Origin of the sequence: Bartonella sp. AP20NXHL, assembly GCF_042196165.1 — a bacterium.
In the GTDB taxonomy this organism is placed as follows: Bacteria; Pseudomonadota; Alphaproteobacteria; order Rhizobiales; family Rhizobiaceae; genus Bartonella.
In genome coordinates this window covers 47,225-74,217 of record NZ_JBHIPV010000011.1, presented here as the reverse complement: position 1 = coordinate 74,217, position 26,993 = coordinate 47,225, and the positions used below count along the sequence as shown (strand labels likewise).

The 26,993-nt window shown below is 38.6% G+C and carries 20 protein-coding genes and 1 pseudogene; 8 read left to right on the top strand and 13 right to left on the bottom strand.

Annotation, left to right across the window (positions count from 1 at the left end):
- Positions 1-496: 496 nt before the first annotated feature.
- The 4 genes from pyrF (at position 497) to ACFILL_RS07240 (ending at position 4,307) form a co-directional block, all read left to right on the top strand.
- Complete coding sequence (gene pyrF, locus ACFILL_RS07255) at positions 497-1,342, top strand: orotidine-5'-phosphate decarboxylase (RefSeq protein WP_375643584.1); 846 nt, start codon at positions 497-499, stop codon at positions 1,340-1,342.
- A 58-nt stretch (positions 1,343-1,400) separates the two neighbouring features.
- On the top strand, positions 1,401-1,649 hold the full coding sequence (locus ACFILL_RS07250) for a hypothetical protein (RefSeq protein ID WP_375643582.1): 249 nt from the start codon (positions 1,401-1,403) through the stop codon (positions 1,647-1,649).
- Between the two features lie 48 nt (positions 1,650-1,697).
- Positions 1,698-3,182, top strand: coding sequence for a histidine--tRNA ligase (gene hisS, locus ACFILL_RS07245; protein WP_375637755.1), 1,485 nt, complete (start codon positions 1,698-1,700; stop codon positions 3,180-3,182).
- A 591-nt stretch (positions 3,183-3,773) separates the two neighbouring features.
- The gene (locus tag ACFILL_RS07240) at positions 3,774-4,307 is read left to right on the top strand and encodes a replication protein (protein WP_375613583.1); all 534 of its coding nucleotides are present in this window, start codon (positions 3,774-3,776) and stop codon (positions 4,305-4,307) included.
- An 882-nt stretch (positions 4,308-5,189) separates the two neighbouring features.
- Here ACFILL_RS07240 and ACFILL_RS07235 read toward each other — a convergent pair.
- A complete protein-coding gene (locus ACFILL_RS07235) occupies positions 5,190-5,714 on the bottom strand; it encodes a peroxiredoxin (protein ID WP_375631347.1) in 525 nt (174 codons plus the stop codon).
- Between the two features lie 217 nt (positions 5,715-5,931).
- Here ACFILL_RS07235 and ACFILL_RS07230 point away from each other — a divergent pair, with 217 nt between their 5' ends.
- The 3 genes and pseudogenes from ACFILL_RS07230 to ACFILL_RS07220 form a co-directional block, all read left to right on the top strand.
- On the top strand, positions 5,932-7,560 hold the full coding sequence (locus ACFILL_RS07230; RefSeq protein ID WP_375643581.1) for an alpha-D-glucose phosphate-specific phosphoglucomutase: 1,629 nt from the start codon (positions 5,932-5,934) through the stop codon (positions 7,558-7,560).
- Positions 7,561-8,628: 1,068 nt separating this feature from the next.
- Complete coding sequence (locus ACFILL_RS07225; RefSeq protein ID WP_375618296.1) at positions 8,629-8,964, top strand: zinc ribbon domain-containing protein YjdM; 336 nt, start codon at positions 8,629-8,631, stop codon at positions 8,962-8,964.
- 875 nt (positions 8,965-9,839) lie between these two features.
- A pseudogene (locus ACFILL_RS07220) lies at positions 9,840-9,920 on the top strand (DUF4102 domain-containing protein); the annotation flags it as partial.
- 448 nt (positions 9,921-10,368) lie between these two features.
- Here the strand turns inward: ACFILL_RS07220 and ACFILL_RS07215 are convergent.
- The 4 genes from ACFILL_RS07215 to murJ form a co-directional block, all read right to left on the bottom strand.
- A complete protein-coding gene (locus tag ACFILL_RS07215; RefSeq protein ID WP_273790941.1) occupies positions 10,369-10,947 on the bottom strand; it encodes a NifU family protein in 579 nt (192 codons plus the stop codon).
- Between the two features lie 59 nt (positions 10,948-11,006).
- On the bottom strand, positions 11,007-11,498 hold the full coding sequence (locus tag ACFILL_RS07210; RefSeq protein ID WP_273790942.1) for a universal stress protein: 492 nt from the start codon (positions 11,496-11,498) through the stop codon (positions 11,007-11,009).
- Positions 11,499-11,560: 62 nt separating this feature from the next.
- The gene (gene trpS, locus ACFILL_RS07205; protein WP_375631322.1) at positions 11,561-12,631 is read right to left on the bottom strand and encodes a tryptophan--tRNA ligase; all 1,071 of its coding nucleotides are present in this window, start codon (positions 12,629-12,631) and stop codon (positions 11,561-11,563) included.
- A 60-nt stretch (positions 12,632-12,691) separates the two neighbouring features.
- Complete coding sequence (murJ, locus tag ACFILL_RS07200; RefSeq protein ID WP_375637751.1) at positions 12,692-14,263, bottom strand: murein biosynthesis integral membrane protein MurJ; 1,572 nt, start codon at positions 14,261-14,263, stop codon at positions 12,692-12,694.
- 401 nt (positions 14,264-14,664) lie between these two features.
- On the opposite strand from murJ, the gene ACFILL_RS07195 reads away from it, so the two are divergent.
- Positions 14,665-14,823 carry a hypothetical protein gene (locus ACFILL_RS07195; protein WP_375631323.1) on the top strand — a complete coding sequence of 53 codons (159 nt, stop codon included), beginning with the start codon at positions 14,665-14,667 and terminating at the stop codon, positions 14,821-14,823.
- A 288-nt stretch (positions 14,824-15,111) separates the two neighbouring features.
- Here the strand turns inward: ACFILL_RS07195 and ACFILL_RS07190 are convergent, their stop codons facing one another.
- The 8 genes from ACFILL_RS07190 to ACFILL_RS07155 form a co-directional block, all read right to left on the bottom strand.
- Complete coding sequence (locus tag ACFILL_RS07190; RefSeq protein ID WP_375643580.1) at positions 15,112-16,890, bottom strand: BID domain-containing T4SS effector; 1,779 nt, start codon at positions 16,888-16,890, stop codon at positions 15,112-15,114.
- Positions 16,891-16,894: 4 nt separating this feature from the next.
- Positions 16,895-18,331: a Fic family protein gene (locus tag ACFILL_RS07185; protein ID WP_375643579.1), complete on the bottom strand. Its 1,437-nt coding sequence runs from the start codon at positions 18,329-18,331 to the stop codon at positions 16,895-16,897.
- Between the two features lie 317 nt (positions 18,332-18,648).
- Complete coding sequence (locus ACFILL_RS07180) at positions 18,649-20,529, bottom strand: BID domain-containing T4SS effector (protein WP_375643577.1); 1,881 nt, start codon at positions 20,527-20,529, stop codon at positions 18,649-18,651.
- 306 nt (positions 20,530-20,835) lie between these two features.
- Positions 20,836-22,116, bottom strand: coding sequence for a BID domain-containing T4SS effector (locus ACFILL_RS07175; RefSeq protein WP_375643576.1), 1,281 nt, complete (start codon positions 22,114-22,116; stop codon positions 20,836-20,838).
- A 353-nt stretch (positions 22,117-22,469) separates the two neighbouring features.
- Positions 22,470-23,312 carry a BID domain-containing T4SS effector gene (locus ACFILL_RS07170; RefSeq protein WP_375643575.1) on the bottom strand — a complete coding sequence of 281 codons (843 nt, stop codon included), beginning with the start codon at positions 23,310-23,312 and terminating at the stop codon, positions 22,470-22,472.
- 343 nt (positions 23,313-23,655) lie between these two features.
- A complete protein-coding gene (locus ACFILL_RS07165; protein WP_375643573.1) occupies positions 23,656-24,789 on the bottom strand; it encodes a BID domain-containing T4SS effector in 1,134 nt (377 codons plus the stop codon).
- A 310-nt stretch (positions 24,790-25,099) separates the two neighbouring features.
- Entirely contained in the window at positions 25,100-26,698 is a 1,599-nt protein-coding gene (locus tag ACFILL_RS07160) for a BID domain-containing T4SS effector (protein WP_375643572.1), read from the bottom strand.
- Positions 26,692-26,913, bottom strand: coding sequence for a hypothetical protein (locus ACFILL_RS07155; RefSeq protein ID WP_375643570.1), 222 nt, complete (start codon positions 26,911-26,913; stop codon positions 26,692-26,694). The genes ACFILL_RS07160 and ACFILL_RS07155 overlap by 7 nt, the downstream gene beginning before the upstream one ends.
- Positions 26,914-26,993: the final 80 nt, after the last annotated feature.

Sequence of the window (26,993 nt, the reverse complement as noted above, 5' to 3'; positions counted from 1 at the left end):
GGAATGCGAGTTTCCATGTTTTATCTCCTTGAATATGCTGGAGATACAATGCCTTTTTGCAAATTATGTTCCAAAAGAGATAAAGAGCCGCTAAAAAGGAATAGGAAAGATCTAAAGTTAAGATCGAGATCATCATGGTGGGGCATTTTCTTTTGAAACTTTTGTTTAAAACGCGTTCATAGAGAGTTTTTGTTGATCATAAAAAAGGGTGTGAAAACGACAAGGTACGCCTATAGGGCTTTATGGGGTCATAATAATATGGATGCTTTTTTGTTTATATTCTTTCATAAATTTGATTTTTTATCTCATGACAACGTCTTGGTCGATAAACATATGATAAGCGTTACGAATGGGAATATATTTATGTTTCATAAATAAAAGCACATTTTGTATAGAGAGCTCTTTCTTTGTGTTTTCGCTATTGTATTCTTTTGACAAATGGTTTTCTTTTTGATTGTATCAAAAAGTTTAAAGAGAGACCTTGTTAGGATATAAAATGTTTCGTTCAACTTTTTTTAAAAATCGTGAAATCTATGGACCTCTTTGTATTGGCTTTGATCCGAGCCATAAAGTTTTGCAATCGTGGAAACTAAGCTTTGATTATAAAGGTCTAAAAGATTTTTGTGATATCCTCTTAACAGCGGTTGTGGGTAAAGTGGGGATTATAAAGCCGCAAGTCGCATTTTTTGAATTATATGGTGTGGAAGGTCTTCAAGCTCTCAAAGAACTGATTGAAAATGCACACGAACAAGGCATATTGGTTCTGGCGGATGTAAAGAGGGGAGATATTGGCTCTACTGCTGAAGCCTATGGTAAAGCTTGGCTGGGTCCAAGCAGTGCGTTCAAAGCTGATGCCATCACAGTTAATCCTTTTTTGGGTTTTGATGCTCTTCTTCCTCTGATAAAGGTTGCAGAAGAAACAGGAGCAGGAGTTTTTGTGGTTGTTCAGTCTTCTAATCCAGAGGGGAAACAAATACGAAATGCGCTTATTGGAGATCAGACACTCTCTCTTCATCTAGCACAGTGTATTTGTGATTATAATTCTCAGTCTCCGGTTCTCCATCATAATATTGGTCCCATAGGTGCGGTTATAGGAGCGACATTAGGATCTGAATCAAAAGACACAATCGAGCAGTTAAACAATAGTCTGTTTCTCGTTCCGGGTATTGGCGCCCAAGGTGGAACAATGACACAATTAGCAAATCAATTTCCACAAAGACTTTGGCAGAATGTTATTCCCTCTGTATCACGCTCTATTACAGATGTTGGACGAAATATTGTTGATTTAAAAAATGTTATCAATCATTTTGCAGAACAAGCGCAAAGCACACTGATGTCTTGAGGATTTTTGCATCTGTAATAAATCTGAAGAATTTTGAGAGGGAGGGCTTTTGAGGGGGATGTTTCCGATTTATCCAGAATCAACAGTTGCTTTGTGGTTTCGTTCAAAAAGCACAGATGTCTTTTCATTGAATGTTAAGCGGGCATTTCATGTTGAGCGGGAGGCTATGTTCCTATTGAAAGTACAAATATTTTCAGTAGATTGCCTTAAGGGTAAAGGTTTACATCCTTCAAAAGCAAAAGCTTATGCATATTGTTACCAGTTTCCAGTTGATAAAGTTATTGCAGCGTTTGTTTCTATAAGATAGACACACGTTATCGGTGAATATATATATATATTGTTGTTAGAGAAAAACATGTCATCAAAACAAGAAAAAACCAAAGCCCGTTTACCCCGTGGTTTTGTGGATCGTACAAGTGCACAGTTGTATGCAACTGAAACAATGATTGCGCAAATTCGTGAAGTTTATGAACTTTACGGTTTTGAAGCACTAGAAACTCCAATTTTTGAATATACAGATGTGCTGGGTAAGTTTTTACCGGATTCAGATCGTCCAAATGCGGGCGTTTTTTCGCTACAAGATGATGATGAGCAATGGATGTCTTTGCGCTATGATCTTACCGCGCCTCTTGCTCGTTATTTTGCCGAGAATTTTGAAGTTTTGCCAAAGCCTTATCGCAGTTATCGTCTTGGCTTTGTTTTTCGCAATGAAAAACCAGGTCCAGGGCGGTTTCGGCAATTTATGCAGTTTGATGCGGATATTGTTGGAACACCAACGGTAGCAGCTGATGCCGAAATTTGTATGATGGCAGCCGATAGTTTGGAAAAACTAGGGTTTCAGCATCATGAATATGCCATTCGTCTGAACAACAGAAAAATTCTCGATTGCGTTTTAGAGAAAATTGGTTTGGGGGGAAATGAGCAGGCTGAAAAGCGCTTAACTGTCTTAAGAGCAATTGATAAACTGGATAAATTTGGTTCTGAAGGGGTGCGTTTGCTTTTGGGAAAAGGGCGTTTGGATGAAAGTGGTGACTTTACAAAAGGGGCGGAGCTTAAGGATAAAGAGATTGAGTGTATTCTTACCTTAACTGTTGCTGGAGCTGAAACAGCAGAAGAAACGCTTGAGGTTCTTAAAGAAGTGGTTGGTGATCATGTTCAAGGGCGTGAGGGAATTCGTGAGCTTGAGGAAATGCAAGCAATTTTTGTCGCAAATGGCATTCAGAATCGTATCAAGATTGATCCATCGGTGGTGCGTGGACTGGATTATTATACAGGTCCTGTTTTTGAGGCTACGTTGCTTTTTGATGTTTTCAATGATGATGGGCAGAAAGTTGTTTTTGGCTCCGTTGGTGGTGGTGGGCGCTATGATGGATTGGTGGCACGCTTTCGTGGTGAAAACATTCCAGCAACAGGTTTTTCAATCGGGGTCTCACGCTTGATCGCTGCTTTGCAAAATCTTGGAAAGTTGCCTATGAAAGAGTCAACAGGGCCGGTTGTTGTGCTGATGATGGATAAAGAGCCAGAGGCGGTTGCTGGTTATCAAAAAATGGTGATGCAGTTGCGTGGTGCCGGAATTCGTGCTGAGCTCTATTTGGGGGCATCGGGGATAAAAGCGCAGATGAAATATGCAGATCGACGCCAAGCGCCTTGTGTGGTTATCCAAGGCTCACAAGAACGTGAGAGTGGAAAAATACAGATCAAAGATTTGATTGAAGGGGCGCGGTTATCTCATGAAATTAAGGATAATCAAACATGGCGTGAAAGTCGACCAGCACAAGTGACGGTTGATGAAGATCAATTGGTCAAAACGGTACAGGATATTTTAGCAGCTCAAAAATGATAATGGTAAAAGTCTTTATACAAGTGATTGTTCGAAATATTTTGGAAATTTGAAACTCAATTTTTTAAATTTGTACTTTGCTCGTTTACACGTGCTGACGCACGCGTTCAAAATCGAGTTTTTGGAGTGCGTGCGGAATAAAAGAGAGATTTTTAAAGAGGTAAATAAGCGCTATTTGCTATAAAATGTGCCCTTCTGAGGATGCGATGATAATGCGTTAAAATGAGCAAAAAAATTTTAACGAAGAAAAAACTCTGAGAAAATTAAAGGGTTTCACGTAACGCTTCTGCAAAAGTTTATAAAAATATTGACAAGTTCATATTGGCTTCATCTTTGAATTCTCATCTATGAGCATCAAATCCTTTAATGTTCTCTTCTTGGACATTACAAAATCTAGTCTTATTGCAAAAGGAGGGAGAACTAGAGCGTTTTATCCTAAAAGACTTTTTAAGCTTCAAAAAACAATGGAATGACTTAAATCGAACAATTTTTTACAGGAGCATGTTTGGATGAATTGTAAGCTGCCATAATGGTAACTTACTGATAATATGTATTATTTCATAAAATCAACTCTTTAATGGAGAAATGAAAATGGTCCAATATGATTTTACTCTGCTCTATGAACGAAATCCCTTTATTCTTGAAAGACCTGAGAATATTGGAAAGTCATTTAAACTTCCTCCTTCAAATTTCGGATTTGAAGATCTTCCGCAAATTACCTTTTCAGGCGCCTCGTCATGTCGGCGTATGATTTTTGGGCTATCATTTAGTGGTATGAAAGCATTTTTTGTGATGTTGTGGCAGGTAGGGAAAATGTTAGATGAGGGGGATGATGTGGATTTATGGTTTGATCAGATAACATTGGATCATGATATTCTTGAGGAATTTTTGACTTGTGATCTTTCAATTCAAGAACCAGAATATCTTAATTTTGAAAGTTTTAAAGAAGGTATCAAAGAATTAGAAAAGAATAAAATTGTAGCGAAGGGGACAAAAAAAGATTGTTATTTCATCAATCCAGATATTTTTGGTCTTCCTGAATGTGATGAAGATTTTGAGTTCGATGAAGAGGAAGAGATAGAAGCACACTTTACGGTAGAATACCCGAATAAACAACTCCTTTAACCGTTTTTCTCTTAGAGAAAAAGAAAAGCTTAGAATAAATGGCTATGAGAACAGCAATGAGTTTGTTTATGGTATGTGAATTGGAATGTTTGCGGGATCTGTTTTGATTTAATATTCTCCATGAATGGTTCTTTATGCAGAGCAGTTTTTATGCCATATTTTCTTCTTTTTATGAGACATAAGTTAATTTGAACTGTGCACCTCTTCAAACAAATGTTTGATCTGTATTTTCTTTCTTGATACTTTTGTAAACTTTGCAGTAATGATGTTCATAGCTCTTGTATTTTGGCGCGTTTACGAGAGGTATTTTTACTCTTTTTAATCGTTTATTCATATGCCAATCCCACTTGCTAATGAGCAAGAAAATAGTTTTAAGGGATTCAATATAAGAAGGGATAAAATAAAACAATTTTATGATATTCGGCTCCTCTCATTCAATATGCAAAATTATAAATTATCTTTATAAATCAAAGTATTGTTCGATACAAAGTTTTTCTCAGTATGAGAAATTTAGCATTGATCTTGCATATTTCATCAATACGTTAGTCCTTGATGTTTCTGAGAGAGTTTTGCATGAATTTGCGCATTTGGCAATTGCATCCCCATTTTTTGATAGCGTGCAACAGCTTTTAACTCTTTGATTTTTTAGCCCCACAACGGGTAAAGATTTTTCATCAGCAATTTTTCAAGTTTTTTCAAAGCCGTTAAAGCATGAAATATTTATTGAAAAAATTATTGCTGTAATATTTTCTCACAGAAGGCGCACAATCAACTTATCGTGTCTGTTTTCACGAATAGATGTTGTAAAAAGTAAACGACACAAATCTTCCTCCTCAGGAAATTTGTGTCGTAAAATTTTGTTTAAATAGACGATTGGGGGAATTAGCTTTTCAAGGCTTCTAAAACATGTTGTGGTGAAGAAACTTCATAAGGATCTGTTGCACAATTATCTGAAAAACCTGCTTCTTCGAACCATTGTTCAACCACACCATCATTAATAACAGCTGCATAGCGCCATGATCGCATGCCGAAACCAACATTGTCTTTTGCAACCAGCATACCCATTTTGCGTGTGAATTCACCAGAGCCATCGGGAATTAATTTCACGTTTTTGATATTTTGTGCTTTTCCCCAAGCATTCATGACAAAAGCATCATTGACGGAAAGGCAATAAATTTCATCAATACCCGCTTGTTTAAATTCATCATAGAGTTTTTCAAAATCAGGCAGCTGAAAGGTTGAGCAAGTAGGGGTAAAAGCTCCAGGAAGAGAAAAAAGAATAACACGCTTTCCTTTAAAGTAAGCATCGCTGTTAACTTCTTGCCACCGATAAGGATTGTCTCCAGCCATTGATTCATCGCGTACGCGTGTGTGGAATGTTACATTGGGAACTGTTTTTTTCATCATCATGATGCTCCTGTATTCTTTTACGAAAATTTTGTTTTAAAACAGCCTTCGTATTTAAAAACATATGGCAAAAAGCGTTTTAAACAAAAGGGCTTCTTTAAAAATTCTTACTTCTAACGAGTGTGCAAATATTTCACACTTCCGTCAAGTAGAATTAATGGTCGACTTTGGATACTCTTCACCTTAAAATTATAGAAAATCATATAAAGGTATTGATATGACCATAAAGACAGTTTTAACCACGGCTTTTGAGGGGCAAAAACCGGGAACGTCTGGTTTGCGCAAAAAAGTGTCTGTTTTTCAACAACCCCATTATGTAGAAAACTTTATACAGTCTCTTTTTGATAACATTGGGCCTCTTGAAGGAAAAATGTTGATTCTTGGGGGGGATGGGCGCACTTTTAATCGTACTCTTCTTCAGATTGTGTTGAAGATGGCGGCGGCGCATGGTGTTTTTTGTGTTAAAATGGGAAGGGGCGGTATTCTTTCTACACCTGCTGTTTCGCATCTTATTCGTAAAACTCATGCCCATGGTGGACTTATTCTTTCTGCAAGCCATAATCCTGGTGGTCCAGAGGGAGATTGTGGTATCAAATACAATGTCTCCAATGGTGGACCGGCTCCTAATTCTTTATGTGATGCTATTTTTGCAACATCGCAACGTCTTTCCTTTTATAAAATTCTTGAAGCACCAGATATTGATTTAGATAGGCAAGGTACGGTCTTTATGGGAGCCATGCGGATTGATATTATCGATCCTGTCGCTGATTATGTTGCTTTGATGCAAGAGCTTTTTGATTTTGACTGTATTGCTAAGGCCGTTGCTCGAGGTCTTACTTTACGGTTTGATGCCATGCATGCGGTAACAGGGCCTTATGCTCATGAAATTTTTGAAAAATGCTTAGGATTTTCTGAAGGGACAGTGGTTAATGGTATTCCTTTGCCAGATTTTGGAGGCGGTCATCCAGATCCCAATTTGGTTTATGCCAAGGCTCTTTATGATTTATTGATGTCAGAGCAAGGACCAGATCTTGGCGCAGCCTCTGATGGTGATGGAGATCGTAACCTCATTATTGGTCGTGGGCAATTTGTCTCGCCTTCGGATTCTTTGGCTATTATGGCTGAACATGCACACCTTATTAAAGGATATCGAAAAGGTGTTGTGGGGATAGCGCGTTCTATGCCAACGGGGCGTGCTGCTGATTTAGTTGCGGAAAAACACGGATTAAACTTTTTTGAAACGCCAACGGGATGGAAGTTTTTTGGAACCCTTTTGGATGCGGGGAAAGTAACCTTTTGTGGTGAAGAAAGCTTTGGAACGGGCTCTCATCACATCCGCGAAAAAGATGGTTTATGGGCTGTCCTATTTTGGTTAAATCTTTTAGCGGTAACAGAAAAAACTGTCGCACAAATTGTTCAACAGCATTGGTCCACCTATGGGCGTTTTTACACGTTACGGCATGATTATGAAGAAGTCGAAGCAGATAAAGCTTTGGCATTACTAGAGCATTTGCGTGCGCACTTACCACATGCAGGAACTGAAATTGCTGGATTTTTCGTCAAAAAAGCAGATGATTTTACATATCATGATCCTGTTGATCAGAGCGTTAGCACGCGGCAAGGTATCCGTATTTTTTTCGAGAATGGAACACGGTTGGTGGTTCGTTTGTCGGGAACAGGGACGCTAGGTGCTACTTTACGACTTTATTTTGAACAGTATGAAAGTGATCCGCGCAAACACAATTTTAATCCGCAAGAAGTTCTCCAACCTTTGCAACAGGTGGCACTAAAACTGTTAAACATACAACAAGCATTGGGGCGAGATCGTCCTGATATTATCACCTAAGATCATTGGAATGTTTTTTTGTAAAGGTATGATGATTGATCACATGGATGTGATTTTAGGGGCGTGATTTTATGTGCATAAGCCAGAGCTTAACTCTATTTTTAGGCGAGACTTGTTTTTTCCACCTTTCCATATCAATCGGATTCCTAAAACTGCGGGCTTCTTAAAACCGAATGCTGTAGGAAATTATAATCGAGCATAATCGGGGAATTTATGTCCAATGGGTTTGCTCAATGGCTTGATAGAAATTTTTGTTTAATAGGGGAATGTTTCTCATGCAAAATAAAATACGATCATTGTTGCACATTTCATATGTTTGTTTTAAAGAAGCTTCTCTCTCAAGACGCTAAAAACGCATCTTATGCGTGTTGCTTTGAAAGGGATAACCGGCCATCCATCTATTGAGCAGCACCATTTTTACGCTTATGAGAGAGTAAGACGGCACCATCATTCACTTTGCCCGCTTTCAATGTTGGCTCTTATATTTGAGAGTGTTTAGTATTTGGATAATCGTTTTACACGGATTTTCCTACTTGTAACATGCAAGCAAAAGGCTTTGGTTGTTTCAATGTAAAAGGGGTTGAGAGAAACTCAGCTTATTTATCGGCTCTCATTCAATATACAAAACCATTAACTATGATCATAAATTAGTTTGTTCTCTAACATTATGAATGCTTTACTTAAATAAAAGGTCAAGTTGAGGCTATCATTTTCTTGTTTCTCAGTTTTTAGCTCTTTGGAAGCGTTTTTATTCAGAGATGTTCCTTTTCTAATAGTTTTTTATCCATTCGTTAATTGCATTGCTGATGTATAAGAAAATGATTTTGATTAATTTATTAGAGAGAATGAAGTGAGTAAATTTTATGATATGCGGGCGCTCATTTAAGTTATATAATGATCAATCATTTTTATAAACTCATGTATGGTGTGTGATGATAGCATTCATGAACACAGTTGGCAGATGAGGATTGAAACAAAGGGAAATGTTTTTCTAAAATATGGACAATAAGCACTTCTTGCTTTATGACCAGTCATAATGAATGATTTTTCTTTTAATAAGGGGAATTTATGACCCAATATCCCAAATGTCCTCGTTGTGATTGTCTTTATACTTATGAAGATGGTGAAAATTTTGTGTGTCCTGAATGCGCACATGAATGGCCGCAAAAAAACGATGATACGGTTCTTGTCAATACTGTTTATGATGCCAATGGTCAGATTTTAACAAACGGAGATACCGTTATGGTGATAAAAGATCTGAAAGTAAAAGGCGCTTCATCTGTTTTAAAAGGTGGTACTAAGGTAAAGAATATTCGCTTGGTGGATGGAGATCATAATATTGATTGCAAAATTCCAGGGATTGGTCAGATGAGTTTAAAGTCGGAGTTTGTGAAAAAAGTTTAAGCATTTGTCCTCTTGCAATTGTTTTTGGATTTCGTTGGTTTTCTATTTTTACATTCTTCTCTAATTGGGCATATTTTCCTCCAGTGGCTTCTTTTCTTGTTTCATAGATTACACCAATCAGATAGAAGCAATATGTTTTCCTTTATTGCAAAGCCATGTATCGCAGAGAAATAGCGACTCTGTCTTTTTCTTTTAATATGCGGTATGGGGGACTGGATGTTGACTCACAAGCAACAATAAAAGTATGCGCTTTATGAGAAGAACAATACCGTAAAGTAGACAAACTTATTCCTGCTGAATTGAAAAAATATTCTCATTTTTTGTATCAGATAATTTTTCAAACAACCATAATAGATCTGGCTTCAATGTATTTATTTTTTACAGGTAGTTATATTTTTGCGTCATGTTTATGGAAATGAGATTGAAAATGATAGGGGGGGAATTCTTGATTTTAAGAATGGAAAAAGGACGCTATGATCTTGATAAGGTCTTATTGCCATGCATTTTCCAGCTCTTAGTACTGCAACAGTCTCTTATAAAAGTGTACATAAGAGCTATTAAAAATAGTTTTTGTTATTATCCAGTTTGTGCTGTGTAAGCGGACGATTTTGATTGATGCAATAAAAACAGAATTGAAATAAGAAGAATGTCAGAATTCTCATTGCAAGTTGCAAAATGTGATCTTTGTCAAGTGGCTGAAACAACATATTGATTTATAATAGTAAATTAGCGTTATTCATATTGAATTAGAACCCCGAATAACGTGGGATTCTCTCATTTCAAATCTGTTCCATGTTGAATCAATTAAAATCACTTGCTTGCACACCACAAGCGGGGCTGGTGTGTGGGTAAAAATGAGGAAAGAAAGGATTAAAATGACTCTTATGAATCGTCTTAATGAAAGAGCTGTCGCATCATTAGGGGCTGGCAGATATGATGATGGTGCCGGCTTGCTACAAGGAGTATTTTGCGTGATTTGTCGTTGGAAGCACTGAGAAAGATAGAGCAAATGAGCACTCTATCTTACAATGTTTTCTTTTTTGGGTTTTCTTTTTTTGTAACGAGGTCGTGTTTTCCTCGTTAAAATTGCATGACAAGATTATAAAACAAAATAAATTTAAAGTGCACACCCATGCATTGTACTTCTGTGTACGATTGGTTTGTTGAAATAACTTATGCTTCTTAAAGGGGGCTTTGAAATCTTTTTAAGGCATATGTGGAGGTGAAAGGTGAGTGAAGGTATCATTATTGGACAGATTTTTTTAACAGTACTCTATCTTTATGGCTGCATAGCTTACTTCTAAAATTTCAGGAATAAAATGACGTAAGATCTTTACATTCCATGTTTGAGCGCTGTTGAAGAGGGGCAATCGGTGTGGTTATTTTATCTATTGAGGTCAATATTTATTGTGGCATGGCTTCAACGCCTAAAACTTCAGGGATAAAATGACGTAAAAGGTTTTCAATACCATGTTTGAGAGTTGCCGTTGAAGAGGGACATCCAGCGCAGGAGCCCCGCATATTGAGATAAACAATACCATTTTCAAATCCGCGAAAAGTAATGTCTCCACCATCATTGGCAACCGCTGGGCGGATACGCGTTTCAAGCAGATCTTTAATGGTTAAGACAATATCAGCATCTTTTTCGTCATAAAATTCTTCGTTAAGGGCATGGGTTTGTGCTTGTGTTGTAGCGTTGGTGGTGATCACTGGCTCATTGGATAGAAAATGTTCCATGATTGTGCCTAAAATGACGGGCTTGAGATGTTGCCATTCCCCTTCTTTTTTGCTTACGGTGATAAAATCATAGCCTAAAAAAACACCATTGATATTGGGAATATTAAACAGTTTAGCCGCCAAAGGTGAGTTTTTAGCTGCCTCTTCAGGGTCACGAAATTCTAATACGCCCTCAGAAAGAACCACGCGTCCTGGCAAGAATTTAAGAGTTGCAGGGTTTGGGGTGGTTTCAGTTTGAATAAACATAGATTCTCCTTTTATAATGAAGGATTGGGAAGATCTTACATTGTAGAATATTATATTTTTTAGGCAATAGATCTAATATCTTCATCGGCAAGATTGCTAGGAATAACAATGACAGGGATTGAAAAAGCTGTTCCTTTATTCCCGATTAATTGAACAAGGGGTCCTGGTCCTTCTGTATGTCCACTGGCTGCTAAAACAATTAGTGCAATCCTTTTATCTTCGTCGATCAGTTTGGAAATCTCATCAATTTTTTTTCCTTCACGCACCACTATTTCTGTTTCAAGCGCATGGGTGGTGCGGACTTCACTGGCAATGTCTCCTAATATTTTATGAGCACTTTGCTTTGATTCTGTGCGCATAACGTTGTTTACACCCAGAAAATGTTGAAATTCTACACTATCAACGACACAAAGTAATACCAATGTTCTACTGGTGTTTTGGGCATGTTGTGCGGCAAACGCAACGGCACGCCGACACTCTGGTGTTTCATCGATAATGACTAAGTTTTTTTTCTTTGGTTCTTTTTTCGGATTTTTGGGTTTGGAAATCATGCACTTTCTCTATTTTGTACAAACGATTTTTTTGCTCTCTACAGTTTTTAGTTTTATTATTTTTATGTATCGTGCAAAAATCCAATAATTTCACGAATTTTTTTCATATTTTCTTCTGCGAGCATACTAGCACGTTTAGCGCCATCATGCAAAACAGAGTCGATATAATCACTTTCTTGATGAAGTCGACGTAATTCTTCTGTTATAGGGGCAAGCTTATGGACAACAAGGTCGGCTAGAGCTGTTTTAAAATGCGAAAATTGTTGACCAGAAAATTCTAAAAGAATCTTTTCTTTGCTAACTTTGGCAAAGGCAGCATAAATACCAAGCAGGTTGTCCACTTCTGGTCGTTCTTTTAAAGCGGTGAGGGTATCGGGAAGAGGAGCCGAATCCGTTTTGGCTTTGCGTATTTTTTTTGCGATAAGATCAGCATCATCGGTCAAATTAATGCGTGAAAAATCTGAAGGATCTGATTTTGACATTTTTTTCGTCCCATCGCGCAAAGACATAACGCGTGTGGCTGTTGTTCCAATAAGCGCCTCTGGGAGGGGAAAAAAGCCTTGTCTTTTTTCTTCATCTGTTTGCATAGAGATACCAAAATTTAATTCGGCAATACGCTGTGCATAGTCGTTGTTAAATTTTTGTGCAATATCGCGTGTGAGTTCAACATGCTGTTTTTGATCTTCGCCTACTGGAACATGCGTTGCACGATAGACTAAAATATCAGCGGCCATCAAAGTGGGATAGGCAAAAAGCCCTAGGGATGCTTTTTCGCGATCTTTTCCTGCTTTATCTTTAAATTGTGTCATGCGTTGAAGCCAGCCAATACGGGCAACACAATTAAAAATCCAGGCGAGTTCAGCATGTTGAAAAACACGTGATTGGTTAAAAATAATGTGTTTTTGAGGATCAATACCGGAGGCTAAAAAGGCTGCTGTCACTGTTTTGGTGGATTCGCGTAAAGTAAGGGGATCTGGGTTGACTGTGAGCGCATGCATATCCACAACACAATAGAGGCAGTGATGAGAGTTTTGCAGTTCAACCCAACGCTGAATGGCTCCAAGATAATTGCCAAGATGTAAATGACCACTCGGTTGTACGCCGGAAAAGACAAGTGGTGTGAAGGTATCCATAGGAGTGCTCTTTCTTCAATTAAGGTTATTCATTTTATTGTTTTTGACAAAGTATAGATATTATGAGCGTTTTTTCAAATTTTTAAGCGTGTGAAAAAAGGAACGGGTGTTGAATAAAAAATAGGCACTAAAATAGATCAAAAATATGCCAATCATGATCCCAGCTAAGGTGATCGCGCGCAAGAAAAATGATGCTTGTGAGGATAAAGGAAAAGACAAAAAAACACACACATTCAATCCGTAATAGAGGGCTAGTGCACTCAAAAGAGTTGCCATCATGAGACATAATATTCGCTTTATCAGTTGGAAGTCGTATTTCCAATAACCGCGTTTGATAAGGACACTCCACAGCAACAGTGTGTTGGCCCATCCAGAGGTAATTTCAGCAATAACAATGCCTCGTGCAGATAGAATAGGAAATAATGTTAAGGCGAGACTGATATTGATGAAAACGCAAATACCTGTAAAAATCATCGGTGTTTTGGTATCTTCATGGGCAAAAAAATTAGGAATAAAGACCTTAATAAGAACAAAAGCTGGAAGTCCTAATCCATAAAGTTCTAGTAATTGTGCAACATGGTGTGTTGATTGACTGGTAAATTGTCCTCGCTCAAAGAGCAAACTGACAATGGGAGTGGAGAGCAGCAAAAAAGCAATGGATGCTGGAAGTGTTAACAACAATGTTAATTCAATAGAGCGATTTTGTAAATGGTGGGTTTCTTTATGCTTTTTGCTCCGCAAAGCGCGTGTTAATTCTGGTAAAAGAACGGTTGCAACGGCAATGGCGATTACGCCTAAAGGCAATTGGTAAAGACGATCAGCGTACATCAAAGAAGAGACAGCACCCGATTGGCTAGAAGCAATGTTGGTATTAATGAGCAAATTGATTTGTGTGATGCCACCCGTAATGGCTGCTGGGAATGCTAAAGTTAATAGCTTGCGAACATTAGGACTTAAATGGGGCTGGCGGAAGGAAATTTTCATTCCACTTTGACGCAAAGCAAGGGCAATTAAGGTGAGTTGAAGAAGCCCTGCTGCTAATACACCCCAAGAGAGATTTAAGCCGATATGCCAAGCGTCAAGTTTATAGATCCAAGCATAGGCAAGCACACCAATCAGAATAATGTTTAAAAAGAGTGGGGCAATGGCGGCAATAAAATAGCGTCGCAGAGCATTAAGCATGCCCCCCATCATGGCAGCAAGCGACATGCAGGTTAAATAGGGAAACATGATTGCAGTAAAGTGAATGGTAGCGTTAAATTTTGTTGCATCTTCGGTAAAACCTGGGGCAATAATGGTTCGTACCAAAAAAGGCATACTCAGTTCCATCGCAATCGTTAACAGTAAGAGCAGCGAAAAGAGAACGCCAAAGACTTCTTCTGCAAATTTGCATGCCGTTTCGTGACCTTCTTCAGTGATTTTTTTTGCAAAAAGAGGAATGAAAGCAGCGTTAAAGGCACCTTCAGCAAAAAAACGACGAAATGTGTTGGGAAAACGAAAAGCAGCGTTAAAGGCATCAGAAACAGGACCTGTCCCTAGGGCTGCTGCCATAAGCATTTCGCGTACGAAGCCAAAAATACGGCTCATAAGGGTTCCGGAAGCAACTGTTGCAATTTTTTTAATCAATGTCATAAAGATATATCAACTTTGTTGTAAAAGAGAAGCGATGACAGGAGAAATAAACCGTTTTAAATCGTAAAAATCTGATCTCTATCCTAATCAAGGATACTTTTGGAAAGCGTTTTACGACGGTGTTTATCTCTCTGTCAACAATGGTGCTTGAAGACTTTTTTATGCTCCTTGTTTACTGTTGCATTAAAATTTTTATTGTTGCCATAAAATAATTAAAATTTCTTTTTCAAACTGAAATATGGGAGAAATATCATAACAGTTTTAAGGGACATATAAGGATATATAATGATAATTTCTCTTTATGTTTTGATGTCGTGAATAATGCAACCCAATACCGTACTGTTTTACGTGAGGGGCATGACCCTATTTAAAGAACGCAAATAAAATAAAAGCATGAAACAATGTGCAATTTCCATTATTTAAAAAACAGCGCTTTAGATGTTTTAAAAAGTCGTAAGGTTGAGCTAAAAGGGGATGGTAAAGCTGGTGATTGGTTTTCACTTTTACGGCTTTATGTTCTCTCCAAATTTGGCTGCCTTTTCGTTTTAGAGATTACATAAACAAAAGGATAGGAAGACGTGATCTTTCAACAGCATTTTGTCTGTTTTTAGCACGACAGGTAATGAAAGTGATTCATTATCATTTTCAAAAATGATTGATCCTTTTATTTTTCCTGTTTAGGTTTCTTTTCACAGTTGATGAGGATAAAATCTGAGAAAATAAGATAAAATTGCTCTCTCATGGTTTCCATTCTCGTTGAGGTCGATTGATTTGCCGATGAAGGCAGGGGGGGGTAAAGGCTATCATTTTCACCAGAGAGGGTAAAAAAGTTAAAGTTTATGAACCTTTTAGATATTCATTGCCATCGCTTTTGCGTGCTCTGTTTTGTGAGGTTGAATATTTTCTTGTCTTTTAGGACTCTGATTGACGTTTTCTGTCATTTTTTGCACTTTAATTGCTTCTTTATCGAGAGTGTTGGAACATTTTTTTTCATTATTTTTCTTTATAGATTGATGCTGGATAGATTGATACTGGTTTGGTGCTAAGCGCTCATCGAATTTATGGTTATAAAAATACATGGGTTGTATATGCTGTTCTATCTCTTTTATCTGCTTGATTATTTCCATAATCTCTTTTGCTTTAACGGTTGATGTACCAAGACTCTTCGCAAGTTTTTCAGGATTATTTTCCTTTATAGCTTCATGCTCGCTTGAGGATAAGCGCTCATTGATTTTTTTGATATAAGTCCTTATCTCCCCCCTTAATTCAGGAGAGTTTGATAAAGTTTCTTGCTGTTGTGCTTTTGACAAGGAAAAGAGATTTTTCATCCAAGCCTCAGGAATTTTTACCGACTGTTCACACCGCCTTTGTTTTTCATGATGGGTATGGAGAATGTCTCTTTCTGTTTGTTTAAAAATATTGATATAACGATCAATGGCTCTACAGAGGGGCAAAATATTTGCTTCAGCATGGGCACGCGCGTTGTTTTTTATGCCAAATACATTGCTACCAGAAAGCTTAGAAATAGATTGGGGAGAGGTGGTAATTTGATAGGTGAGCTGTTCTCCTTCAGTATGATTTTCATGGATCATCTCAATTCTTTCCTGCAAAATATGACGATTGCCATAAATGATTTGGCACAAAGTTTCTATTTCTTTTCTTCTTGCTTGAATGGATGCGTTGTTTTTTATCCTTGTGGCAATTTCATTGCTGGTAAGGGGGGCTATTGTTTGTGCGGGGATAAGCACTTCTTGCTGGTTTTGAATTTTTGGTGCTGTAAAGGAGAGGGCGTCACCGATTTTTAATGTCTGTATTTGCTCTGGGGTGAGATCTTTTTTATTTCCCAAGATGAAAATCCCGTTGGCATCAAGCATGAAGCCATTGGGTCCACTGCCTCTGTAGAAGCCTTTATAGGTATGACCTTCTTTTGCTGTTATAATAAGATGATTATGAAGACTCTCAAATCCGATATGTTTCATATTGTCCATGAATTCTTTTAAAATAAGTATTTTTTCTGGATTTGAGATATCCTCAAGCAGATGCTTCATCTCTTCTTTATCGTTATGTTTTAGCGATGCAATGCTGGCAAGATTCATGCGTTTTTCTGTTACAAGAGAAAAGTCGAGTGTGTGGCCAGCAACTTGCCCAAGTTTTTCAAAAAACATTCGTTGTGTGCGTCCATTACCTTCTCTGAAGGGATGCGTATAGTTGAGCTGTATCAACATTTCAGTGACATGTTCAATAAATGTTTCGCGGGTTAAGCCTTTTAAACTATTCGTTTCAGCAAGTATTTTATCTAAATTTTCTAGTCCCTCTTGTATCTGTTTTGCTGAGGCAAAAGAAATCCCAGCTTTTTTCATCATTGGCATATAAGCAACGGTACCATCTTCAAATGTAAATGGTTTTTCGCGTGTTTGTCCGGCCCATTCAAAAGTATTTTTAAATAGGGTGTGATGAATATATTGGAGATATGTGGAAGTTAGTTTTTGCGGTGGCGCTTCTTGGCGTAGATGAATGATTGCTTTTGTTGTATCATGGGCACATTGCACTTTTAATTTTTTATAGTCGTTTATTCCATATTTATTTTTTAAGGTGATACTATTAGGGCAAAAGAAATTACGGTACATTGTCTTATTTTCTTCGGTTTGAGGCGATGAGGATAATTTCTCCTGTAAGGTGAGAGGGACGGTGTCCGTTTTTTTTTGTACCAGTGTCCCAGTATGCCATTGCTTTTTTTGGGGGCTGTTTCATTCTTTCTTGATGATCAGAGCGTTTTTCCTTTGTCATTTGGACAGATATTGGATTATTTGTCGCTGTATTGCTGGTCTGTAAAATGTTTTTTTGGAAATCTTTTTGCATTTGCCTCATAGAGGAAGAAGATTGAGCAATTGGTTTGGTCATTTGTTCTTGTTCTTGCAAATTTTCGGGCATAACTTCAATGCTGTCATGTAAAGCATGAGGGGCACTCCATGGTGAAAAATGGGCTTTTTCTTTTTTCTTTGTTTGAATGGATGCGTTGTCTTTGCTCTTTTCAGTTATTTCATCGTTTGTGAGAACGGCTCTTTTTTTTCTGGAAGCAATGTTTTTTTCTGGGTTTTGAGTTTTGGGCGCTGTAAAGGAGAGGGCGTCACCGATTTTTAATGTCTGTATTTGCTCTGGGGTGAGATATTTTTTATTTCCTAAGATGAAAGTCCCGTTGGCATCAAGCATGAAGCCATTGGGTCCACTGCCTCTGTAGGTACCATGATAGGTTTCTCCTTCTTTTGCGACGACAGTGAGATAATAATTTTTTTCATCCAATCCAAGCTCTCTCATAGAGTTGGTAAATTCTTGTAAAATGAGCAATTTTTCTGGATTTGAGATATCCTCAAGCAGATGCTTCATAGGCTCTGGATCGCCATGTTCCATGGCAGCGGCGCGGACAAAGTCTTTACGTTTTTTGCTCACAAGAGAAAAGTCTAGCTCATGTCCTGCTGCTTGAGCGAGTTTTTCAACAAACAGTCTCTTTGTGCGCCTATTGCCCTCTCTGAAAGGATGCAAGTGGTGCAAATCTATCATTATTCCAGCGGCTTGTTCAACGAATTCTTCGCGCGTTAAGCCTTGTAAATTATTCTTTTCAGAAAGCGTTTTATCTAACTTTTCTAGTCCCTTCTGTATTTTTCTGCCAATCGCAAAAGGTTTTGTAAATTCTTTTCTTTTCAAAATGGGCATAGAAGCAACAGTACCATCTTCAAATGTAAAAGGCTCTTCGCGTGTTTGTCCGGCCCATTCAAATGCACGGGAAAAGAGGCGTTGATGAAGATATTTTAGATAAGAGGCATTAAACTGCTCTGGTAGAGGTTCTTGATGCAGTTTTATCATTTCTTTTTTTACATCATTAGAACAGCATTCTTTTAATATTTCTTTATCTTTGATGCGGTATTTATTTTTAAGCACTTTGCTATTGGGGTAGAAAAAATTTTGCGCTTCTTCATTGATTTGCTTTGAAATGGCTGCATTAATTACAGAGTGTTGTTCTTGCAATTCTTCCTGTGTAGAGGAGGCACAATGTTCTGTGTTTTCTTTCATGCATATTTCCTTTCAAATGGTAACATTATTTTTTGAAATCTTCTTTGTTTACATTTTTTGCCTTATGTTATTTTCATAGCGTTTTCTTCAAAGAAGAATGCCTATTTGAATGATTGAAAAAATTGACCTTATTCGCATGGAACAAAGTTAAAGTTTATAATTTTGAAGTATTATCGTGAAATTTTATCAATGAATTCTGTAAAATAATGGGGTGTCTTATTCAAAGTTTTCTGTATTTCACACACCGTCTTTGATGCAATCTTGGCAAGATAATTGCACCAAAGTTTTGGATAAAAAGCCAACAATTAGGAGATTTATCACGACAAAGCTATAGCTTTTGATGCTTCGGCTCTGCGCTGTCGAATATGCGGCTGGTCTTCTTGTCTAGAAGTTTCTGTAACCTCTTTATGCCGCTTTGCTGTTGAGCGTTCAGGCAGCTTCGGGGGCTGCGATAAGCTTTGCTGCTTTTGTAATTTTTTATCGAGATCGGTAGGTGGTTGATAACGTTTTTGTTGTTCTGCCTGATGGTTTTGCACAATGGTTTCTCTTAACTGTTTTATTGTATCAGCATAGTCCTTAATGGCGGTACAAAGGGTAGGGATATTTTCTTCAGCGGCTTTGCGTGCTCCGTTTTTTATGCCAAGGGTTTTTCTACCAGCAAGTGGAGCAAAAGATGTAGAATCCTTTTCAATTTGAAATACAAGCTCTTCTCCCATCTCTGGAATTTTGTGCATATCTTCCATTCTATATTGTAAAATAAATGGATCATCATAAACAATTTGGCACCAATATTGGATCTCTCTTTGACCATATTGAACCGATGGATCTTGTTGAACTCTGCGGGCAATTTCCTGATTTGAGAGAGGCTTTATTTTCTTTTCTGAATTGAGCGAATTTTGTAAATGTTGATTTATTGGATCTTTCTCTTGTGCTTGTCGCTGATGTTGTTGTTCCGTGTGAAAACCTTGTGAAATATTTTCACTTTTTGTATATTTTGAAGTATACATATAACCGTTAATAGCAGCACATAGGGTAGGAAGAGTTTCTTCAGCTTGTTTGCGCGCGTTATTTTTTATGCCGAGAACTTTTCTACCAGCAAGCTTAGAAATAGACTTAGGCTGTTCTGTAATATCCCATAAGAGCTGTTCTCCCATATTGGGGTTTTCTTTGATTGCTTCTATTCTTTCTTCTAAAATAAGCCTGTTGCCATAAACCTTTTCGCACAAAAATCGTATTTCTTCTTGATATGCTACGAGTAACAGCTCTCTTTCCATTGTATTAATAGATGATTTTTGTCTGTGAGACGGTTTTGGTTGTTCAATTGCTGTGTGTGGAGAGGCAGGTTTTGGGACGATAGTATCGCTTTGTTTTCTGTTTCCCATACGGAGCGGTTTTCTTGAAGGAGGGACGGCATATGTTCCACTGTCTTGTGATGATGAACTGCTTTGCTGTCTGACTTTCATATGTGATGGTGTTTTGGGTCTAACACTTGGGTCGTATGTTTCAGGATTTTGGATTTTTGTACCGTTTTGCACTCTGTCTCTCATGCGTGGCGATGTTTGCGAAGTAGGCGTTGCATAGAGGTGTTCTCTCTCTTGAACCGTTGTTTTGTTTTGTTCTCTATCTTTTGCACGTGGTGGTCTTTGTGGAGCTGCTTTTGTGTGCGGAGAGGAGTTTTCTTGGATTTGTGAGCTGGGGATTTTTGTGCCGGTTTGTGCTTTTTCCCTCATGCGTGGGGGTGTTTGCGAAGTAGGCGTTGCATAGAGGAGTTCTCTCTCTTGAGCTGTTGTTTTGTTTTGTTCTCTATCTTTTGCACGTGGTGGTCTTTGTGGAGGCGTTTTTGTGTGCGGAGAGGAGCGTTCTTGGATTTGTGAGCTGGGTTGTAGATTTTCTTTTGTGCGTGGGGGTTTGGGCGGAGCTACTTTTGTTTGTAGAGGAGGTATCTCTTGGGTTTTGGTGCTGGGGATTTTAGCGCTGGAGGGCATTGTGCTGGTTTGAGTGTTTGCTCTCATGCGGGGGGGGGGCGGTGGCGCAACCTTTGGGTGGTGTGATAAATTTTCTGGGCGTTTTTCTACAGTTGGTTTTGGCAAATTTTGAGAAACTTGGGAAGGAGGGGTTCTGGTGGGGGATTGTTCAGCCGGTTGTTGAAATTTTTCCATCATTTCGGTGATAAAAGGGGAGGGATTTCTTTTTTTCATGCATGTTCCTTTCAAACTCTTCCAATATTGTTTTTAAATACTATTTAAAAACGTACGTTGGTTTTTATTCTGTTTTATGCTTTTTTACTCGGTCTTTACGAGAGCAGATATCAAACTGAATGGTTTCACAAGATGGGGCTTTCTTGGCTCAGATCATAATCATTTTCTAAAGATTGTTTTCTCCAGTGTTTGGGTTAAGGGACGGAAAAATAAATTTTGTATCAATTTTCTCTCTTTCTTGGCGCAAACACCCCTGTTCTGTGTTGCGCCAAGATGTTAGATTTAATGTGAAAACTTATGTCCTGTTTAGCTGGCAAAAGCCATCGCTTTTGGGGCGGTAGTTTTGCGAGGACGAATATCTGTTTCTCTTTGTTGCGTAGAGGTTGTTGCTTCTTCATGCGTTACTATTGAAGGCTCGGGGCGTTGAGCAGACTGTGAGACGCTTTGTTGTTGATGCAAGTTTTGCGATCTCTCAGAAGATGCTTCATTGTGTTTTTGTTTTATCTGCTCGGTTTGTGAAATGCTCTCTCTTACTTGTGTTACAGCCGTTGCATAATTGTCAGTGGCGTCAATGAGGTGAGAAAGACCAGCTTCAGCATGCCTGCGTGCTTGATTTTTAAAGCCACAAAATTTACGACCAGCGTACTTGTGAAAAGATTGAGGATTTCCGACAAGTTGCTGTGCGAGTGCTTCTATTGTTTCAGGGTTTTGGAAAAGTGTTTCCACTTGTGATTGCAAAATGTTTTTGTTGCCAAAAACAACACCGCACCAATATTGGATTTGGGCATGGTGTCTTTTGACTTTTGAATGTTGGTGAATTTGGGTAGAAATTTCTACTTCTGAAAGCGTTGCTTTTTCACGTTGATCTGGTTTTTGTAGAAGTTTAGCGACGGCTTCCTTCCCCATAAAGCGTTCATAGTTTTTGAGTTCTTGCTCTGGAGATTGTAAGAGGTTCTCTCTTGCCTGTTTTACAGCTTCTGTATAACAATCAATGGTGATACTGAGAGTGGAATAACTCTCTTCCGCTTGTCTACGCACTTGATTTTTAAAGCCCAACATGCTGGTGCCTGGAAGTTTAGCAATACTTTCAGGATAGGCTGCCATGCGCCATGAGAGCTCTTCTCCTGCAGCTGGATTTCTTTGAATTTCTTGCATTTTTTCTTGCAAAATGTTTGGGTTGCCATAAGCACTTGCGGATAAACGTTGGATTTCTTCTTGATAGGTTCGAACCAATGAATGGTGTGGAAGCAATTGAATGATTTCTTCCTCTGAGAGAACTCTTGTTGTCCTTTGGGTAACTTGTGAAGGAATTGTTGCGTGTGTCGTTTCAGTTTTTTGCTGCCTTTTGGTAGAGCCGCCTCTTGTTAACGAAGCTGTTGGATTTGTTGATGCATATACAGTTTCTTCGCTTAAAAGAGATTGTCTTTCCTCATCTTCTTCCGGTATGGATGACAGTCTTTTGCTTTTTGAAGGCGTTTCTTTAGGAAGGGGGGCTGCGCCTGAGACCTCTGCCGCTGCTTGTTCATAGAGCTTTATAAGTTCTTGTATTGAAGAGGATGGAAAAGGATGAGGGTGGTTTTTTTTCATGCATGTTTCCTTTCAAAAATTGTTTTAGAAAACCTCTTTGGTGCATTCTTGCCTTTTATGCTTGGATCGCTTTGAGACAAAAGAAATATCGAGCTGAATGAGTTTCCAAAGATCTGCGCTATTTGCAATCAGCTTAATGGACATTTGTGTCTTTTATACAGTTTTTTTGTGAAATATTATCAATAAGTTATCAATAGTTGTCGTGAATTACAGGCGCCATTTTTAGGACTATCTTTTGTAACATTCTAAAACAATTCTTGGCGCAATCGCGATGAAACGATTTGCGCCAAGAAACTCACTGAAAAAAAATTACATGAAAAACAAAAACTATCTGTTTTTACGTCTATGCCTCCTTACATGGCATAAGAAAATCCTTTTTCTCCATGTCTTTGTCGTTGAGGGCTGTGCTCTGGACTATTGTGTTTTTGTCCTCTTGCGTGATGATGATGACGATGATGGTGTCTCTCAACTTGCTGAGAATTTTCTTGATGGCGTCTTTGTTCCGCTAGAGGGGTGTGCAATAGCTGTTCCATTGCATTTTCTACAGCTTTCGTATAACCATCAATGGCATCAACGAGCAGTTTAAAACCGTCTTCAGCTGCTTTGCGTGCTTGATTTTTTAAGCCAAGTGTGGAGCGTCCAGCAAGCCTATGCATAGATTCAGGATTTTCAGCAAGTTGATTTGAAAGCTCTTTTCCTTTAGTGGGATCTTTAAGTATGTCTTGCAAGTGCTGTTGGAAAAGCGTGTCACTGTTATAAACAGTTGTACCCCAATGCACGACCTCTTGTGCATATGCTTGAACTTGTGGATTTTTTAAAAGTATGACACTTATTTGATCAGCTGTGAGGGAAGATGAAGGTCTTCCTCTTTGTTGTGGAGCAACCATTGTATAGTCGGTTTCAGGATTTTCTCTTCCCCGATCAGGATGTCTCCCTCTTGAAGGGGTAACACTGCTAACAGTTGCGTATGTAACTTCTTCTTCGCGTTTTGGGGGAGCAACCTCTGTGTAATCGGTTTCAGAACTTTCTCTTCCCCGATCAGGATGTCTCCCTCTTGAAGGAGAAACACTGCTAACAGTTGCGTATGTAACTTCCTCTTCTGGGGTTGGACCGCGCTGGTTTCCTCTGGTTGGTTTCTTAACTTGTGCATAGAGGGCTTCTGGATTTGCAGAAGGATGTGGATGATGTTTTTTCATACATATTTCCTTTCAATATTTTTAGAAAACCTCTTTGGTGCATTCCCCACTTTTAGTTTTGATAACTTTTATATAAAGGAAGATATCCAACCGAATGACCGCCAAAGATTTTGCGCTATTCAATATTGATATGTAATGAACATTTATGTCTTTTATACAGTTTTTTTATGAAATTTTATCAATAAGTTACAATAAATTACAGGATCCACTTTTAGAACTATTTTTTGTAACATTCTAAAACAACTCTTGGCGCAATCGCTATGAAATGATTTGCGCCAAGAGATTCTATGAAAAAAAGATTAAATGAAAAACAAAAACTATCTGTTTTTACGTTTATGTCCACTTACATGGCAAAAGCCATTCCTTTTTCTCCATGTCTTTGTCTTTGTGGGCTGTGCTCTGGACTATTTTGTTCTTGTCCTCTTGCATGACGATGATGATGGTGGTGTCTGTGTTCTGCTTCTCTTTCTGGACTTTCTTGTCTTTGACCTCTTTCTCTTTCATGCTCCCGTGTAAACTGTTTATGGAGCTTTTTTGCCGTATGTATATGCCTCTCAAGAGCTGAGCAAAGGGGAGAAAAACTCTCTTCAGCTTCTCTGCGGCTTGGAGACTTTACACCAAGTATTTTGTGACCTGCAAGCTTACCAGCGCTTTCAGGATTTTCTGCAAGGCCCCATAAGATTTGCTCTGCACTTTGAGGATCGTCAAGAATTTTAGCAAGTTGTTGATTCAAAGCATGTTCGTTACCATAAACAACTCTGCACCACTCTTGCGTTTCTCTTACACCATATTGAAAGTCTACGTTTTTTAAAAGCCTTGTTGTAACCACATCTTTTTGGGTTCTGGGAGGGGGTGTTGCTCCTCCTCCAACGCCTTGGTAGATAGGATTTTCTAGTTGTTCAGACTCTTGCCTACCTTCAGCCCCCATGCCAACCGTTGTATAGACAGATTCGAGTGGTCTTTGGGGAGAGGGCTCACCACGTTCATCAAAGTTAAGCTCTGCATAGAGATGTTCCGGTTCTTGGCGATGTCCTCCACCCTGTGCTCCTCCACCAATTGTATCATAGGGTGTTTGCCAACCTTGCGCTTCCAAGTCCGTTATTTTATAGGGGTCTACGAGTCTGTTGGTGCGTCGCCCATCACTTGGTCTTCCACCAAGTCTGTCATAGGGATTTCCTAGTGGCTGTTGGGGAGCATAGATCGTTTCTTCTGGTTGTTGAAGTGTGTATTGTTGTTGGTTGCGCTGTTCTTTGGGTGGTTTATTAACCTTTGCGTAGAGGTCTTCTACATTAGGAGATCCTAGGTTTTGTTGGTCAAGTGGCTTTTTGGGAGCAAAGACCGTTTCTGGTGGTTGTTGAAGTGTATAGTGTTGTGGGTTGCGCTGTTCTTTGGGTGGTTTATTAACCTTGGCATAGAGGGGGTCTTGGCTCTGGGGTTGTGGGTTCTGGGGGGCTGGTTGTGGGTGACTTTTTTTCATGGCTGTTTCCTTTCAATATTTTTAGAAAACCTCTTTGGCGCATTCCTCACTTTTTTGATAACAACTTTAGGATAAGGTAAGATATCAAATTAAATGACCTCCAAAGATTTCGCGCTATTCATATTGATATATAGTGGACATTTATGTCTTTTATACAGTTTTTTTATGAAATATTATCAATAAGTTACATCAAATTAAAGGATTCATTTTTAGGACTATTTTTTGTACCATTTTAAAACAATTGGTGAGCGTAATGGAGATAAAATGATTGGCGCTAAGAGTTAGTTGGAAGGCAAAAGTTCACGCGTTTTTAGCCGGTAAGAGCAAGCGATGAAGAGCGACTAACTTTCAAGCTGCGGGCTTGACATTGTGCTTCTTGGGTGTTCTTTACAGTATTCGCAATTTCTTTTGCTTTGCTTTCCGATGTCCCAAGGAGGCACGCTAGTCTGGTATGATCTTTTTCTTGTATGGCTTTACGCTCTTCTGAGGATAGACGATTGTGTAGTTGGCGCGAAAAGTGATGGAGTTCTTGTCGTAGTGTTGGAGAATGCAATAAAGCTTCCTTTTGTTGTTCTCTTGGTAAGGCAAAAAGGTTTTGTAAATTTTTTCCAGGTGTTTCGACAGCGTGACTCAGGCGATTTTGTTCTCTTTGATGTTGCTCTAAAATTTCTTCTTTTGTTTGTTGTGTTATTGTGGCATAATTTTTAAGGGCTTGGCTGAGTTGTGGAGCAGTTTGTTCCGCCAGTCTGCGATTTGGGCTTTTCATGTCAAGTATTTTTCTCCCTGCAAGTTTAGAAATTGATTGAGGGTTTTGTAAAATTTCATCAGCAAATTGATTTCCTAAGCTTGGATCAGCCGTTAAGATATCTATTTTTGTATTTAAGGCGTGGATTTTACCATAAACGAGTTTTGATAAATTTTTGATTTCTTTTCGGCATGCTTCAACATAAGCGTCATTTGAAATCTTTGTGAATAACTCTTCATGGGTGAGAGATTCTAATGTTTCTTTTGGGATCAATATTTCTTTTACATTTTGAACGTTGGTTTTTTGAAAGCAGAGGCGAGTACCGTTTTGTAATGTTTTGACGAGTTCTGGGGGGAGATCATCTTTGTGGCCGACTACGAAAGCACCCTCTACTTCCATGACAAAACCTTCTGCTGAAAAACCTCTAAAGACGCCTTCGTAGGTTACATCTTCTTTTGTTGCAACAACAACACGATTGTTAATTTCATCCAGTCCCGCGTTTCTCATTTGGGAGATGAATTCTTTTAAAACAAGGGATTTTTGCGGATGTGTGATATCTTCAAAAAGATCTTTCATCGGTTGGGGATTGCCATATTGCACGGCTTCAATACAAGCTGCTGTCATGCGTCCTTTTGTGATGAAAGAAAAGTCAATGGTATGTCCTGCGGCTTGTCCAAGTTTTTCCATAAACATTCGATTGACGCGCCCATTCCCTTTTCTGAAAGGATGTGCGTGCTCGAGCGCCATAAAAACTTCTGCGGCATTTTCAGCAAATTCTTGGCGCGATAAACCTTTTAAATTGTTCTTCTCATTAAGTGTTTTTGCGAGTTGTTTTAGTTCTTTTTGAATCTGCGGTCCGATAGCAAAAGGAACTTCATAACCTTTGGGACGCATCGCCGGCATATGGGCAGTGGTGCCGTCTTCAAATGTAAAGGATGTATCGCGGGTTTTTCCAGCCCATTCAAAAGTTCTGTGGAAGAGGCTCCAGTGGATTAGTTTTAGATAGGAAGCATCAAATTTTTGTGGAAGTGGTTCGTGGCGAAAATTGACGGCTTCTCTGGCGGTATCATGAGCACAGCGTTCATACAGTTTTTTGGGGTCTTTTATGCCATATTTATTTTTGAGTGTTGGGGTACCTTTATATAGATAATTTTGCTCTAACATATAATCTCTCCTAAGTAGGTAGGGTGGTGGTTGATGAGCGTCTTAAACGCTGCATGTGAAAAATTCCCCTTCGCGTATTCTTTTGAGATTTTGGTAGTTATGAGAGGAAGCACTTTTCCCTCCAGTGTATGGATAGTTGTAGCAATCGTTTTGTGATGCTTTTGAAAGGTTTTTGGTGTAAGAGGTGCAAAATGTTCTGTTATGATTGTTTTCATGCCTATTTTCTTTTTTCATTTATTTTTGAAAAGTTTTTCTGATGGTTCCTTTGTTTATTACCTTGTGCTGTAAAATACTG